At 30.8% G+C, this 1,870-nt stretch carries 3 protein-coding genes; all 3 read left to right on the forward strand.

The features are described 5' to 3' along the window. Nucleotides 1-107: 107 nt before the first annotated feature. Entirely contained in the window at nt 108-824 is a 717-nt protein-coding gene (locus C0V77_RS22855; RefSeq protein ID WP_101728710.1) for a polymorphic toxin type 44 domain-containing protein, read from the forward strand. After that, on the forward strand, nt 821-1,303 hold the full coding sequence (locus tag C0V77_RS22860; RefSeq protein WP_101728711.1) for a hypothetical protein: 483 nt from the start codon (nt 821-823) through the stop codon (nt 1,301-1,303). The genes C0V77_RS22855 and C0V77_RS22860 overlap by 4 nt, the downstream gene beginning before the upstream one ends. 158 nt (nt 1,304-1,461) lie before the next feature. Then, nucleotides 1,462-1,870, forward strand: a 409-nt coding sequence (locus C0V77_RS22865) for a hypothetical protein (RefSeq protein WP_143706174.1), incomplete at its 3' end; no start/stop codon positions are given.

Below are 1,870 nucleotides of genomic sequence, written 5' to 3' on the forward strand. Positions count from 1 at the left end.
CTTTTGAAGAATTGTACTACCAAAAAATAGGTTCAAAAAGTAAATATTTGTCTTTTAATAATTCGCAAAAAGTGTAAACTAAAAATGAACCACGTCAGTTTGATGGGGTGGATAGATTTGCTGAAAAGTATTATGCGCATTCAGGTTATCACTATGCTTTAAATAATCCAATTTCAAATATTGATATTAATGGCGACAGCACATATAGATTTGATAGTAATACTGGTGCTTATTTAGGCTTGTTTGATACAGATCAAAGTGGTCAGGTTGGTTCATATGGAACTATGCAAACAATAGGAAAAGGGAAAAAGAAACAAGAAGTTTGGAATGGAGAATACTTTGATTTTGCAGACCCCGTAAATGATTCCAAACAGATTAGAGATGGTCAAATAAATCATCTTGAAATAATAAGTGATAATGAAATTCAATCTCTTATGCGAGAGCAGGGGGCATTTGAAACTGGAATGGTAAATTTTGCGTGGCAAAGTCAAGGAGGTAAGGATTTTGATTATGCTTTTACAATTCTTAAAGATAAATATCCAGATTCTAAGTTTGATGGCGAAAAATCAAATACGTTGTTTCTTCCTAAAGGGGAACATACAGCACATAACTTTGGAAATTTTGGAAATTATCTGTGGGGAGCAACTGGATATACAGCTGGTTTTGGCTATGCAGAACTAAGTGCTGGGGCTCACTTTAACAGCATTGTAAACCCAAGGAGAAATGGTTATCCTTCTCAATGGGACTCAAAGGATGATCAAAATTCGATAAAAATGGGCATTTTCCATGCTCAAATGTTTAAATATAGGAATTTAAGACGATGAAAAGAATCATTAATTTAATAGCACTTTCTGTTTTTATTTTTTTTAGTTGTAGAAACAAAAATGCTGACATAAAATTGAAATTTAATCCAATTAGTAAATTGGATTTTGCACTATATAAAGATGTGCAAATAACTAAAAGAAATGATGTCTATTTTATTGAAATGAATAGCCAGTCTTACAAAATCAAAAGAAGCTTTTTGGGTGGTAACTTAAATTTTGTAGGAAGCAACGGCACAAAAAAGATGTCGAAAGAAGTGGAAACTAAGATAGAAAAATTAATAGCCTTGTATGATAATATTGATGTTTTATCATTTAGAGTCGATAAAGTAGGAAATGTTTATTTATCAATACCATGGCATGATAGATGTACCTACTATTTTTTAAAGCTGATGAAAACCAATTCATTAGATGATATTAATAAAAAAAGCTATAAGGTTTATGATGAAAATTGGTATTTAGATAAAGAATGTTCCGTATAAGGATTTTAGCTTATTTGAAAGTGTCTCGTCCTGAAATAAGTTGACAAATTTAGGTACGAGTTTTTAGCTTAAGGCCATCCAATAAATTATTCATTGAGTGGCCTTTTTATTAATCATTTAACTGATATTATAATTAAACAGCCCTGCCTTCAAGAGATTTGAATATCAAAATAAAGAAAAGGAAAGTACGTTTAATTTGCGAAGAATTAGCTTTGGCGCAAGGACTTTTGATTATAGAAAGAGACCAACTAAATAATATGAAAAAGATAACTGTAGTTTTCTTAATTGCATTAACCAGTTGTAGAATTGGGATTAATTGCTCTGAATACAATTCTACTTTAAAAGCCCAGGAATTTAACATTAAGATTGATTCCCTATGGCAAGATGGTCCAAATAGGAAGTGGGTATTTGAAAATGCAAAAGAGAAAAAAAGATTTATGGATGGCGGTGTCTATGAATTGTATCGTAAAACTAACAAAGGTGATAGGATAGTTAAAAAGAAAAATACTTTAAGCATTACACTTTATAAAAATGACAGTAAAGATTCAGTAGAGGTTTTTAGCTTTG

Origin of the sequence: Emticicia sp. TH156, assembly GCF_002855535.1 — a bacterium.
GTDB lineage: Bacteria > Bacteroidota > Bacteroidia > Cytophagales > Spirosomataceae > Emticicia > Emticicia fluvialis.